The sequence below is a fragment of the Neorhizobium sp. P12A genome, from assembly GCF_008365395.1.
Taxonomy (GTDB): Bacteria; Pseudomonadota; Alphaproteobacteria; order Rhizobiales; family Rhizobiaceae; genus Rhizobium.
Map to the genome: position 1 here is coordinate 169,520 of NZ_QOVX01000004.1, position 12,213 is coordinate 181,732.

General features: G+C 58.8%; 13 protein-coding genes. 4 read left to right on the forward strand and 9 right to left on the reverse strand.

Going from position 1 to position 12,213, the window contains the following annotated elements; translation table 11 throughout:
* Nucleotide 1: 1 nt before the first annotated feature.
* The 3 genes from DTW90_RS15120 to DTW90_RS15130 all read left to right on the forward strand — a co-directional run bounded on the left by DTW90_RS15120 (nt 2) and on the right by DTW90_RS15130 (nt 1,376).
* Nucleotides 2-451 carry a DNA polymerase III subunit chi gene (locus DTW90_RS15120; RefSeq protein ID WP_149339339.1) on the forward strand — a complete coding sequence of 150 codons (450 nt, stop codon included), beginning with the start codon at nt 2-4 and terminating at the stop codon, nt 449-451.
* Between the two features lie 26 nt (nt 452-477).
* Nucleotides 478-927 (forward strand): Imm50 family immunity protein, encoded by a 450-nt coding sequence (locus DTW90_RS15125; protein WP_245512563.1) that lies wholly within the window; start codon nt 478-480, stop codon nt 925-927.
* Between the two features lie 104 nt (nt 928-1,031).
* Nucleotides 1,032-1,376 (forward strand): NIPSNAP family protein, encoded by a 345-nt coding sequence (locus DTW90_RS15130; RefSeq protein WP_149339341.1) that lies wholly within the window; start codon nt 1,032-1,034, stop codon nt 1,374-1,376.
* A gap of 45 nt (nt 1,377-1,421) precedes the next feature.
* Here the strand turns inward: DTW90_RS15130 and DTW90_RS15135 are convergent, their stop codons facing one another.
* From DTW90_RS15135 to DTW90_RS15175, 9 genes are all read right to left on the reverse strand, one after another.
* Complete coding sequence (locus DTW90_RS15135; RefSeq protein ID WP_149339343.1) at nt 1,422-1,934, reverse strand: hypothetical protein; 513 nt, start codon at nt 1,932-1,934, stop codon at nt 1,422-1,424.
* 163 nt (nt 1,935-2,097) lie between these two features.
* Entirely contained in the window at nt 2,098-3,024 is a 927-nt protein-coding gene (locus DTW90_RS15140) for a Gfo/Idh/MocA family oxidoreductase (protein ID WP_149339345.1), read from the reverse strand.
* Between the two features lie 104 nt (nt 3,025-3,128).
* On the reverse strand, nt 3,129-4,025 hold the full coding sequence (locus DTW90_RS15145) for a polysaccharide deacetylase family protein (RefSeq protein ID WP_149339347.1): 897 nt from the start codon (nt 4,023-4,025) through the stop codon (nt 3,129-3,131).
* A 252-nt stretch (nt 4,026-4,277) separates the two neighbouring features.
* Nucleotides 4,278-5,231, reverse strand: coding sequence for a murein L,D-transpeptidase catalytic domain family protein (locus DTW90_RS15150; protein ID WP_246664960.1), 954 nt, complete (start codon nt 5,229-5,231; stop codon nt 4,278-4,280).
* Between the two features lie 244 nt (nt 5,232-5,475).
* Entirely contained in the window at nt 5,476-7,359 is a 1,884-nt protein-coding gene (locus DTW90_RS15155; protein WP_149339350.1) for an ABC-F family ATP-binding cassette domain-containing protein, read from the reverse strand.
* Between the two features lie 435 nt (nt 7,360-7,794).
* Nucleotides 7,795-9,057 carry an acyltransferase gene (locus DTW90_RS15160; protein ID WP_188079950.1) on the reverse strand — a complete coding sequence of 421 codons (1,263 nt, stop codon included), beginning with the start codon at nt 9,055-9,057 and terminating at the stop codon, nt 7,795-7,797.
* 387 nt (nt 9,058-9,444) lie between these two features.
* Nucleotides 9,445-9,615, reverse strand: coding sequence for an entericidin (locus DTW90_RS15165; RefSeq protein WP_132517137.1), 171 nt, complete (start codon nt 9,613-9,615; stop codon nt 9,445-9,447).
* 127 nt (nt 9,616-9,742) lie between these two features.
* A complete protein-coding gene (locus DTW90_RS15170) occupies nt 9,743-10,792 on the reverse strand; it encodes a GGDEF domain-containing protein (RefSeq protein WP_149339354.1) in 1,050 nt (349 codons plus the stop codon).
* 203 nt (nt 10,793-10,995) lie between these two features.
* Complete coding sequence (locus tag DTW90_RS15175; RefSeq protein WP_149339356.1) at nt 10,996-11,511, reverse strand: DinB family protein; 516 nt, start codon at nt 11,509-11,511, stop codon at nt 10,996-10,998.
* Between the two features lie 196 nt (nt 11,512-11,707).
* Between DTW90_RS15175 and ndk the strand changes: the two genes are divergently transcribed.
* On the forward strand, nt 11,708-12,130 hold the full coding sequence (gene ndk / locus DTW90_RS15180; protein ID WP_132517131.1) for a nucleoside-diphosphate kinase: 423 nt from the start codon (nt 11,708-11,710) through the stop codon (nt 12,128-12,130).
* Nucleotides 12,131-12,213 lie beyond the last annotated feature (83 nt).

Consider the following 12,213-nt stretch of genomic DNA (forward strand, 5'->3'; position numbering starts at 1 on the left):
CGTGACCGAGGTCCTTTTCTACCACCTGACGGAATCGAAGATGGAAGACGCGCTGCCCCCGCTGCTCGACAAGAGCGTCGAGCGGGGCTGGCGCGTTGCCGTCCAGACGCGGGAGACGGCAAGACGCGATCTGCTCGATGCCCATCTCTGGACCTTTCGCGAGGACAGCTTTCTGCCGCACGGCACCGACGAAGGCGACATGCCGGAAGAGCAACCGGTGTTGCTGACGGCCACCACCGGCAACCTTAACGCCGCAACCGTCCGCTTCCTCGTCGACGGTGCGGATGCGTCGACGGTCGAGGCCTATGATCGCGTGGTCTTCATGTTTGATGGCTACGACCAGGGCCAATTGGAAGGCGCCCGCACGCAATGGAAGAAGCTGAAAGGCGAGGGGCATAAGCTCACCTACTGGCAGCAGACCCCGGAAGGGCGCTGGGAGAAGAAGGCGTAGGGCTTCAAAAAGGTGGACGACAGGGCATGGAGCGCATGGACGAACATGCTTGGAAAGCCTTTCCCGGCGGCGATGAGCTTACAGCCTATTTCGGCCATATCCCGATATTCCACGACGGCGAGATAACGCAGGTCATTCTCAACAGACGCAGCACAAGCCGGATCTCAATTCACATTTGGGGCATGGGGAATGGCGAGGTTGGCAAGCACGCTGTCGTGACCTTGTTGATAGACGACATCATTGATCTCGAACTCGAGAATTTCAGCCACCAGAATGTGATCGGCGACCTGATCATCCGTCCCCTGCTGGAGCGGTGTGAACGTAGTATCTATTACCCGAGAAAATGGTTGAATACCGACGTGGAGATAGAGTTCGTGCCGATTTACGGCTTGAACGGAGTCATACGAGCGGGTTCGGTGGCGCTGGAATTTGTCCGGGGAAAGCCCGAGGACGCGAATCTCAAGCGTCGACCTTGACGTCGCCCGCCAGATACGGGATCCGCACTCGAAGCTAGATAGCTTAAACTTTGCCCAATCATTCTCCTGAGGCTGCTGACAAAATCTGACAGCAGGCTGACCTAGTGTCCTCCCCGCAAAGTCTTCATCAAGAGCCAAAGGGAGCTTCCATGATCACATGGATTCGCAGTGCAGCGATCGCCCCGGGGAAAGTCCCGGACGCATTTGCCTTCGTCAAAAAGGCGGCAAAGCTGATCGAAGAGAAGTATGCCATCAAGATAGTTGCAAGCCGTCCGCTTGTCGGCAATCCGACCCGGATATTCTGGTACGCCCAGCACGACGATCTGCAAGCCTATGAACGCGACCATCAAAAAATCAACACTGATATCGAGTTTCAGCAAATGCTCGGCGAAGCCGGCCAGTGCTTCATCGCAGGCTCAACCCATGACGAAATTCTGCAGACGTTCTAGGTGAACGGCTGGCTAAGTGAACGACCGGCAATGATGCCCGGCAACTCACCGCTGGTTCAGCTGCAGCCGTGTCCGATAGAAATTTGCCGCATCGGGCGATGCATGAACATCGCACTGCTTCGATCCGACCGCGACCTTGACGATCGAACTCACCGGCAGGGAGGGGCGCACGGGCACGTCCCGTTCGATCGAGCGGCCATGCAGCGAATGCCAGTTCTGATAGAGAACAGCGACTTCATCATCGTTCTTGTCGGCGAAGATGGCAACGACGCAGACAAAGTCGTCGTCGGTGGGATCGCGATTGTCCAGGCTAAGATTGCCGGTCAGCGTGTTTGACTTCGGATCCATATGAAAAGCAAAGCTGTAGTGCTGGTCCCTTTTCCAGTCCCACTTGTCATCGACGATCCGGCAGAAGCCCCTCTTATCCTTGGCAATGCACTGATCAACGGGCCGAATTCTCCAGACATAGTCTTTCCAGCCGTCGGCATTGGCGACGGGCGAATGGTCACTGGTCAGAAGACCGATCGCGATGGAGAGCTCTTTCAGGAAAAACGCCATATCCGGAAAATGCCCGTGGCCGTGATTCTTCGCAAGGTGGGTACCAGTGCGCAAAAAGGCGTAAGGGCGGGCTGATGTCGCCGTCGGCTGGTTCCAGGATTTCGGCGGCAAAACGACAAAAGGCCCGGGTCGATCCCGGGCCTTTTCAACCTCTGCGGTCTTCTCAGTCGTAGAACGCGTCCACGACCTTGCGCTTGCCGAGCATGAAGGCGTCGGCTACGTGGCGGAGGGGTGCAAGGTCGACGTCTGACGTGCCGGCCTTGATGATCTCGGCGAAGCGGCGGTAGAGGGCCGGATACTCGGCCTCGGGTGCGGAGAATTTCAGCTCGCCATTGACCGACAGCTTCGAGCCGCCCTCGTTGAGTTCCATGCGGCCCGCCTCGGTTTCGGCGATGATATCCCAGCTCTGCTTGCCTGTCTGGAGCCAGTCGAATTCGGCATGGACCGGCACGTGATCGGCATTGCGGAAATAGAGGTCGGCGGCAACCGGCGCGTCGCGATTTTCCGGGAATTCCAGCGTCGCGGCGGTGAGGAACATCGGCTTCGGCAGGATGTGGGTGACGATCGACAGCGCATTGATGCCTGGGTCGAAGACGCCGAGGCCGCCGGCCTGCCAGATCCATTCCTGGTTCGGGTGCCAGTGGCGCACGTCTTCCTTCCAGATGACATGCATGTTCTTCATCGTCGTCGAGGCGAGAAAGCTTTTGGCCGCTTCGACGGCGGCCGCATAGCGCGAATGCCAGCTGGCAAAGAGCGAGGCGCCCTGCTTGTCCGCAAGCTCCTGCAGGTCGGCCACTTCAGAAAGCGTCGCGCCCGGCGGCTTTTCAAGGAAGACGTGCTTGCCGGCGACCAGCGCCTTGTAGGCAGCCTCATAGCGATACTGCGGCGGCATGCAGAGCGAGACGGCATCGATAGAGGGCTCTGCCTCAAGCATGGCTTCGATCGAGGTATAGGCGGGAATCCCGTCGACGGTGCCGTGCCGGCTCGCGGTCGCCACAAGCTTGAAATCGCCATTGGCTGCAATGGAGGGAAGATGCTGATCGCGGACGATCTTGCCGACGCCGACGATGGCAAGGTTGATGGCAGACATGGGCTTGCTCGCTCTGAATGGTTCACTCGAAAAGTATGATTATTGCGGGTGTTGTAGCAGAAAGCCGGCCGCGAGCAAGGCCGGCAAACGTTTCTCCGCGGCGATCAGCGGATCGTCCGGGTGTCCGCCTGCGCGACGACGTCCGAGGACACGGGCCGCTTGTTATAGCGCAGCGTGACGACCTTGTATCCTTCTCTTTCGAGCCGGTTGAGCAGGGTCGGCAACATGGCTGCGGTGCGCGTGTGGATGTCGTGCATCAGGATGATGCCGCGGCCGCGCTTGTGCAGCTCGTTCATGGTCCGCTGCATGACAGCGACGGGCGTCACGCTGAAATAGTCCTTGCTGTCGACATCGACATCCATGACGACAAGATCGCGCATCGCAACGGCAGCGCGCAGCTTCTTCGAATCGGCGAGATAGGGAAAGCGGAAGAAATTGACGTCTGATCCGACGGCCTTCACCACGGCGTTTTCGCCGCGCTGGATCTCGGCCATCGCCTGGTCGAAGCTCATCTTGTCGAGATCGGGGTGCTTGAACGTATGGCTGCCGATCGTATTGCCGTCCTCGGCGACCTTGCGGGCGATCTCCGGATGGGCCTGCGCCATCTCGCCGACCATCATGAAGGAGGCCTTCACGCCGAATTCGTCGAGTGCGGCCAGAATATGCTCGGTTTTCCCAGGCATCGGGCCGTCGTCGAAGGTCAGGATGACTTCTTTGTCGGCAAGCTTGATGTCGCTGAGCGAGGAAACGTAGAGCGTGCGCCCCGCGAGATGATGACCGAAGACGGAATGCGTGGTGACCGGGTCCAGCTCTGCGGTTTGTGTGCCGCCCCAGGACGAGGGCTCCATCGAAACGGGATCGTTGGCTTTCAGAGCCTTCGTTTCGGTGGGGGACGCCGCATAGGCCGTCTTCAGCGAAGCCGCTGATTCCGGAGGTTTGGTCGCACAGCCGGCAACGGAGAGGGAAATGGCAAGGCTTGCCAGCAGTACGCGAAAAGACATCGGAACCGTTCAACATATAAATCAATGAATGTTGGGCGTAATTTTTCCGATTATGGTTAACGTTCGGTTTAAATGGAGCGGGAAACCGGCCTTAGACGCGGACCAAAACAGGGAGTGTGTCTTTGGGGCATACGGGACGCTTCCTGCCGATTTTCAGACGCAACGAATGGCCAATACGATGCGCGCCCGTGCCGGTCGGCGGGCAGCGGTCAGACATTGCAGCCGTTAAAGATTGCTCCTGGAGCCTCGCCGTCACTGCGTCGCGCAGATCGGAATAGGCTTGCTCGGCGGTGGCGGATGGTCCTGCTTATATTTGACAATGATTGGCTCGAGCGTCGTCTTCGGCCAGAATTTCGGAGTGCTGATTTCCTTCAGGCAATCGTCGTTCCAGTAGAGCCCGGCCTGGGTCAGCGAGGCGTGCGTTCCCACAGCCTTGGCGACTGCAGCGATATCTGCCGATTCAGGGTAGATATAAAGCGTCGTCGGATTGTCCTTCGTCATGGACATGACTTGCGTGGCGTCGGCGGGTGTCCAACTGGTGCAGCCGTCGCTGCGGCCGCCGGCATAGGTCACCAGCGTGCCGAACGGAACATATCCGTCGTGGTTCGCATAGGGGCTTTCCGGGTTCTTCATCATGCATATGCCCGAGACCTTTGCAGCCGCATGGCCGCCGATGGCGCGCTGGCGGGCATTGGCGGTTTCGCCTTCCCCGTCAAACTGCAGAAACGAGCGCACGTAGGCTGCATCCTTCATGCCCGAGGCTCGGTAATAGCCCTTGAACGTGGTCTTGACCTCGCTGGTCATATAGGAGCCGCCGGTCGTCAGGTTTGAATCCATGGCGTTGCCGAAGTTCCGTGCGCATTCCCGCCCATTGGAGAAATCGGCGGCACCCTTCAGGTCGCGGCCACTGCCGTGCCCGGCCGAAATGGCGCGAAACGACTGGCTGGCCTCGCAGATGACGTAGAACCGGCCGCCTGTCTTCTCGCCGCTCGGATCGTTCGGCTTCGTCGCGTCCATCGCGAAGTAGCAGGGGTTCTTCACCTTGCCTTCGCTGACGCGCTGCATGTAGAGCGCGCGCGCCCTCGAAAGCACAGGCCAGGCGATCTGCCCCGGCCCGAAGCCGACATGCGCGCTGAGCCAGGCCGGAACGCTCGGCTGCTGTGCCGCGACAGAGGCTTGCGGGCCACCGAAGAGGAGGGCCGCCACGCCGGCGAGGCCGATAGTCTTGCGAATAGTCCAGTGGCTTGAGGTCGACCGCACGTGATCAGCTTTCCCAAAAAAGCGGGCTCGGCAGCCGTGCGCCGCCACCCGTGATGGAACCGGATAGCGTGATTCGGATCAAATTTCTCCAAATCATGCCATTCACTCCTTCGTGAATCGCGATTTTTGATCCACGGTGAAGAGGCTGCCTGCCGCCTGCGGGACCGCAAGAGCCCGTAAACCTCCGGACTTAACCAGCCATCGCCGTTTCATATTCCGACGAAAGTTCCAGCCACTGCTCTTCCGCCGCCGCCAGCTTTGCGGCGGCTTCGCCACGCTGCTTGGCCTTGTCTGCAGCCTTTGCCGGGGTCTTTTCATAGAGCGCCGGATCTGCAAGTTCTGCATCAAGCGCCTGAATCTGTTTCTCCAGCTTCGCCGTCAAGGATTCGATTTCGTTGATCTTTTTCTTGAGCGGCGCGAGCGAGGCGCGGCGGTCCGCATTCAGTTTACGCTGGTCGGCCTTCGAGCCTGCGTCCTCAGCTAGCTGCGGCTTTTCTTCTTTTTTTTTACCGGAGGAAACGATCAGGTCGCGATACTCGTCCATATCGCCTTCGAATGTTGTGACCGTGCCGTTATTGACGAGCCAGAGCCGGTCGACGGTTGCTTCGATCAGATACCGATCGTGCGAGATCAGGATGACGGCGCCCTCGTAATCGTTCAGCGCCTCGATCAGGGCCCGGCGGCTGTCGATGTCCAGATGGTTCGTCGGCTCGTCGAGGATCAGAAGGTTCGGTGCATGGAAGGCGGCAAGGCCCATCAGCAGGCGCGCCTTCTCGCCGCCCGAAAGGTCCTTGGCGGCCGTCGCCATCTTCTCGGTCGCCAGGCCCATCTGCGCCACGCGGGAGCGTACCTTCGCCTCGGGCGCATCAGGCATCAGGCGGCGCACATGTTCGACCGGGGTCTCGTTGGGAACGAGGTCGTCGAGCTGGTGTTGCGCGAAGAAGCCGATCTTCAGGCTGGGCGCGAGCTTGACCACGCCACCCTCCGGCTCGAGCCGTCCGGAAATGAATTTGGCGAAAGTCGACTTGCCGTTGCCGTTCGAACCGAGAAGGGCGATGCGGTCATCATTGTCGATGCGCAGATTGAGGCCCTTCAGAATGGGATTGCCCGGCGTGTAGCCGACCGCGCCGCCCTGGACCGCGATGATCGGAGAGGCGGGCTGCTTCTCGGGTTCCGGGAATGTGATCGGCTGGACGTGATCCTCGATGACTGATGCAACCGTGCCCATGCGTTCCAAGGCCTTCACGCGGCTCTGTGCCTGCCGGGCCTTGGAGGCCTTCGCTTTGAAGCGGTCGATGAAGCTCTGCAGATGCTTGCGGGCGGCCTCGTTCTTCGCCTTGGCCTTCATCTGCAGCTCGTCGTTCTCGGCCTTCTGCCGCTCGAACTGGTCGTAGCCGCCGCGATAGAAGGTGAGCTTCTTCTGGTCCAGATGCACGATCGAGTTGACGGCGTTGTTCAGAAGGTCGCGGTCGTGGCTGATGATGATGACGGTGTGCGGATAGCGGCGGATATAATCCTCCAGCCACATCGTGCCTTCCAAGTCGAGATAGTTAGTCGGTTCGTCGAGCAGCAAAAGATCCGGCTCGGCAAAGAGCACGGAGGCCAACGCCACGCGCATGCGCCAGCCGCCGGAAAAGGCGGATGCCGGGCGTGCCTGCGCCTCCTGGCTGAAACCGAGGCCGGCAAGAATGCTCGCCGCGCGGGCTTCCGCCGAATGTGCATCGATATCGACGAGCCGCATCTGGATTTCGGCGATGCGGTGGGGATCGGTCGCGGTTTCCGATTCCGCCATCAGCGCGGTGCGCTCCTTGTCGGCTGAGAGAACGATCTCGATCAGCGAATCCTCGGTGCCCGGCGCTTCCTGCGCCACCTGGCCGATGCGCGCATTCTTCGGGATCGAGACCGACCCCGTCTCCGCGCCGAGATCGCCGGTGATGATGCGGAAAAGCGTCGACTTGCCCGCGCCATTGCGCCCGACCAGACCTGCCTTCGTGCCCGAGGGCAGCGAGACGCTGGCATTGTCGAGAAGCAGGCGCCCGGCAATACGGGCGGAAATGTCTGATATCGTGATCATGCCGCGGTTTTGGCCGAAGTCGGCGGGGAAGGCAAGGGCTCAGCTGGTGGACGCGAATAGCTTGTTTGCCCGCCAATCCGTTGCGGGCGTGGCACCCGCCCCGCGCGGGCACGCCCGAGTGGCGCCAGCTGAAGTATCTCGGCGATACTCCCTAGGCCGCCAGCGGGAATCTCGACCAAAAGGCCAAGATCCTGCGCCTAGTCGACAATCGCTTGCGGGAAAGGCTTATCACCTTCGTAGCGCGTCTCGCCTCCCAAGGAGGCGATCTCAGTCAGCATTTTGCGGATGTCCATGTAGAGCGGGGTATTTGCCAAAAGCGTCTCCAATCGAAATGCATTTCGTGATCAGATTCGCTGAGATCGCGTTTGCTCGGCTAACGCCGGCCCTGACAAAGGGGCGAGTGCGATAATCTTCCCGTTGCGAAAGATGCTTGATCTATTCCGCCGCGACTGCCGGCTCGCGCATCACCAGGTTCTTGACGAGTTCTGTGGCTGGAAGCTCGACAAGGCGGTGGAAGATGTACCCGACGGCAATCGATATTCCCGCCACCATGAACATCCAGATCTCCGAGGGGAAATGGGAAAAGAAGCGCCAGCCGAACTTGATCGTGGGCGCCTGAATGATCGTGTGCGTCAGATAGATGCTATAGGAAGCAGCTCCGAAGGTCTGCAGCGACGGCGGGATGGAAAGCTTGCCCGTTCGCTCTGCCTGAATGAGCCCCAAAATGACCATGCTGGCGGAAGTTCCGACAATGAGACGCATGGCAAGGTTGCTGCTATCTGTCAGAGCATCGACCCTGAAATAGATCATTGAAACGAAAACAATTGTTCCCACCGTGGCCATAACCCGGGGGAACGGAATTGACCCTTTGCGGAGAAGCACGGCGCCTCCGATGCCCATCAGGAACTCCAGATGGAAAGCATTGAGATAGAAGTTTGCTGGAAACTCAGTCGGTTGGGCAATGATGTTCGCGATGATTATCCAGGCTGCCCATGCGGCCAGGATTGCGCCTCCGATGCGGCCGAAGCAGAGCAGCAGCGCAAAGGCGAGATAGCCCACGATCTCGTAGTATAAGGTCCACGCCACTTCCATCAGGGTCGGGCCGGAATTCGGAAGCAGGAAATAGGACGTCAGAATAAGCTTTGGCGTGAATTCATGTGGATGCGCTGTCGATGGCTGAATGAACTGACCGATGATGAACAAGGTCAAAACAATCCAGTAAACCGGGAAGATTCTGGAAAAGCGCCTCTTAAAGTAGTTAGGCACGCGAGCGGGATTCCCAAAATCCTTGAAATGTACCCACGCAATCAAAAATCCGGACAGGACAAAGAAGAAGTCAACGCAGATAAATAATCCGTCGAGAGTACCCCAAAATGCCTTGTGGCCACCAAGTTGAGGTTCACCCGTTCTATAGGCAACGTGGGCCAGTGCAACCATGCAAGTAGCGAAACCTCTAACGACATCGATGCCGTAGAATTTTGCCCGCGAGTTCTGCGCAATGACTTTCTTATTAATCATTTTCACCGACTTTTTTACTGATACTATTTTGGTGGCTTTCTCTAAGCCAAAGCACACCAACATATTCAAGAAGAAAAGACCACAAATGGCCTCTATATCATTCTCGAAGAAAGAGAATAGTGAGACGTACTCTGTGTATGTCAGCAACGACGCCAATAGGACATAAATGGCGATATACACGAAGTCTTTGCCTATATTGTCCATACCACCCCGGATAAAATTACCGCCCCTGGTAGAATTTTAATTTGGTCAATATCGCAAAAATGATCAACGGTAAATGGCGGTCAAAACAAAATTCGGCCTTATTTGAAGCGACCACGCCGGAGGCTCTCAGCGGGTGGCGATGATTTCGCAAATGGAGCGGAAAGTGTGAGTGCCGCTACGCCATCCCGCCAGCATCCCCGCGCGCAGCGAGACGCTGGCATTTTCGAGAAGCAGGCGCCTCAACAATACGGGCCGCAATGGCTGACATCGTGATCATGGCGCGGTCTTGGCCGAAGTCGACGGGCAAGGTAAAGCTATGTCCCCGCCGTTCACCCGGCGGACGGGGGCCGCGGTCGACGCAGCTTATTGCGCAGCCTTGTTGCCCTTTGCGCCCGCCTTCATGACGTCGCTTGTGCTGGAACCCAGCGCCTGTCCGGTCTGTTTCGCATCGGTTGCCATTCCTTTCGCGGTATTGGCGCAGGACGACAGTGTGGCGACTATTATTAAAGCGGCAGCGAGCGAAACTTTGAGCATGGCGGACCTCCCGGTTGCGGTGGTCGCATAACGATCTCGCAATGATTTAGTTCCTCGCGTGAAGAGCGGTGCATGCCCTTATTATCAATCCCTGGTGCTCAGGCAATTTCACCGACTGGCAGACGCCTTATCGCTGGAAGATCTGGATCGGCTTGCGGCGATTGGCTTGGGCTGCGGTGAGCGCCTTTTCGGCATGGCCCATCAGCTGGGCCGCCGATGAGGCGTCCGTGCCGAGCGCGATGCCGATCGAGATCGTCAGCCTGCCGGGGTCGGTCTTGTCGGAGGTCGCATAGACCAGATTTTCCTCGACGGATGCGCGCAAGCGCGTGGCGATTGCGAGCGCATCCTCCGTTCCGACATCGCTGAAGATGAAGCTGAAGTCGTCGCCACCGAGGCGGGCCACGAAATCGTTCTTCTTTACCGACTTGCGGAAGACCATGCCCAGCTTCTTCAGGAGATGATTGGCAGGCTGGGGGCCATATTTGTTGTTGAAGGCGCGGAAGTCGTCGATATCGACGAGGAAGAGCGCGGTGCCGGCCTGGCGACCGTCCTCGTAAAGGTCAGTCAGCCGGTTGATGAGGGCGATCTGGTTCGGCAGCCCGGTGATGCGATCGGAGGCAGCGGCGGCGCGGATTGCAGCATTGCCTGACTCCAGCGCCTCCAGCTTTTCCATCTCGTCCTTCAGCTTCTCCGTCAGCTCGGTTTCGTAGAGCATGAGGTTGGTCAGCGAGGCGTTGAGGAAATCCATCTCGGCGGTGAACTGGGCAAGGCTCTGGTTCTGGTCCTCCGCGACCGAATGGGCGACGGTTTCGACGGCGCGCATGAAACCCTGCTTCTTTTGCAGTCCCTCGTTCAGTTGGCTGGCAACCTCGCGCAACATCGCTGCGGCGTCGGCATTGGATTTGTCCGCCACCAGCCCGCAATGGCTGACGAGCCGATGCTTGAGGCCGATCTCGTCGAGCATGGATTGGGAAGGATTGGAGCCGAGCGCGCCGATCTCGGCGGCGATCTCGCGGTTATGGCCGAAAAGCGCTTCGTGGAAGAGCTGATAGTTGCGCGGCAGCCCCTGGACCTTCAGCTTGGCCATGTAGTGGCCGATCTTCTGCAGATCGATCGGCGCTTCCGCGTCCTGTATTCCGCTATGGTGCGCCAATGCGCCCGCATGTGAATGAGCCATCCCTGCCCCCTGTTCGGCATCGGCCCGCTGGTTCAGGGCCCTGGTTCTTTGCGATAAGAATAGCCGGGTAGGCAGTTAAAACCGGATGAACGCTGGGCGCTACGGGTATGATTTTCCTGCTCTATCAGCAGATGAAGTTAACGCGAAGTTGCGGGCGCTGTCATCTGCACTCATCAGGGATGGTTGGGCGATGAGGTCCGGGTTTAGCCGTAGAGCCATTCCTGACCATCGCCGCGCAGGAAATAGATCAGGTCCATTTCCAGGCTCGGCTTGCCGAGCGCGGTCAATATGGCATGGCATTGGCCACGATGATGGGTCTGGTGGTTGAAGAGATGAAAGAGTGTCGGGCCAAGCGGATGGGTGAATTCCATCGGCCGGGTGACAGGCCTGTAGGTGATGTCGCGGGAGAGTGCGGCCTCGTCCAGTATCGCGACCCAGTCGATGATCCGCTGGTCCAGCCGCTGCCGCGCGGCATCAAGCGTTTCGAGCGTCTCGTACAATGCGGCGCCGAGCGTTTGTGGCATGTCGCCCGACCCGGTGAAGCGGCGCATCCACATCATGTCGGCAACCACCAGATGGTCCAGCGTGCGATGAAGCGAACCGAAAAATGCGCCCATGTCCCTATGGTATTCGTCCTCCTTCAGTGTGGCGGCGGCGTCGAAAAGCAGCCGGTTCGCCCAGCGGTTATAGTTCGCGAACATTTGTAGATGTCTCGGCATTGTTTGCTCCCTCCGTGGCAATGAAATGATTTCAAGGATGAATTGAATGTTGTGTCAGGCGCCAGTCATGAAATTGCCTGACGGGACGATGCGCTCGACTGTGACAGCGGCGTGAAATTGGCGCATCCCCCTTGTTTTCGGGCAAAGGGGCAGGTAAAGACCGCCCACTTTTCCAGTAAAACAGAGGATTTGACCCATGGCGATTGAACGCACCTTCTCGATGATCAAGCCTGATGCCACCAAGCGTAACCTCACGGGCGCCATCACCAAGATGCTCGAAGATGCCGGCCTGCGCGTCGTCGCCTCCAAGCGCGTCTGGATGAGCAAGCGCGAAGCTGAAGGCTTCTACGCCGTTCACAAGGATCGTCCTTTCTTCGGCGAACTCGTTGAAGGCATGACTTCGGGCCCGACGATCGTTCAGGTTCTCGAAGGCGAAGGCGCCATCCTGAAGAACCGCGAAATCATGGGCGCAACCAACCCGGCCAACGCCGCTGACGGCACGATCCGCAAGGTTCACGCCCTCTCGATCGGCGAAAACTCGGTTCACGGTTCCGACGCTCCGGAAACCGCTGCTGAGGAAATCAAGTACTGGTTCTCCGACACCGAAATCGTCGGCTGATTCAGCCTCTCAGCATTCCGCGCGAATGCCTTGAATTGACTCCGCAAAGCCGGGCTCGTCCCGGCTTTTTGCGTTGTGCCGTG

Coding starts and splice junctions, on each gene's coding strand:
- DTW90_RS15175 (WP_149339356.1), bottom strand. CDS start 11,511: ATGCCGAGACATCTACAAATGTTCGCGAACTATAACCGCTGGGCGAAC.
- DTW90_RS15125 (WP_245512563.1), top strand. CDS start 478: ATGGAGCGCATGGACGAACATGCTTGGAAAGCCTTTCCCGGCGGCGAT.
- DTW90_RS15155 (WP_149339350.1), bottom strand. CDS start 7,359: ATGATCACGATATCAGACATTTCCGCCCGTATTGCCGGGCGCCTGCTT.
- DTW90_RS15165 (WP_132517137.1), bottom strand. CDS start 9,615: ATGCTCAAAGTTTCGCTCGCTGCCGCTTTAATAATAGTCGCCACACTG.
- ndk (WP_132517131.1), top strand. CDS start 11,708: ATGGCGATTGAACGCACCTTCTCGATGATCAAGCCTGATGCCACCAAG.
- DTW90_RS15145 (WP_149339347.1), bottom strand. CDS start 4,025: ATGTCTTTTCGCGTACTGCTGGCAAGCCTTGCCATTTCCCTCTCCGTT.
- DTW90_RS15140 (WP_149339345.1), bottom strand. CDS start 3,024: ATGTCTGCCATCAACCTTGCCATCGTCGGCGTCGGCAAGATCGTCCGC.
- DTW90_RS15135 (WP_149339343.1), bottom strand. CDS start 1,934: ATGGCGTTTTTCCTGAAAGAGCTCTCCATCGCGATCGGTCTTCTGACC.
- DTW90_RS15170 (WP_149339354.1), bottom strand. CDS start 10,792: ATGGCTCATTCACATGCGGGCGCATTGGCGCACCATAGCGGAATACAG.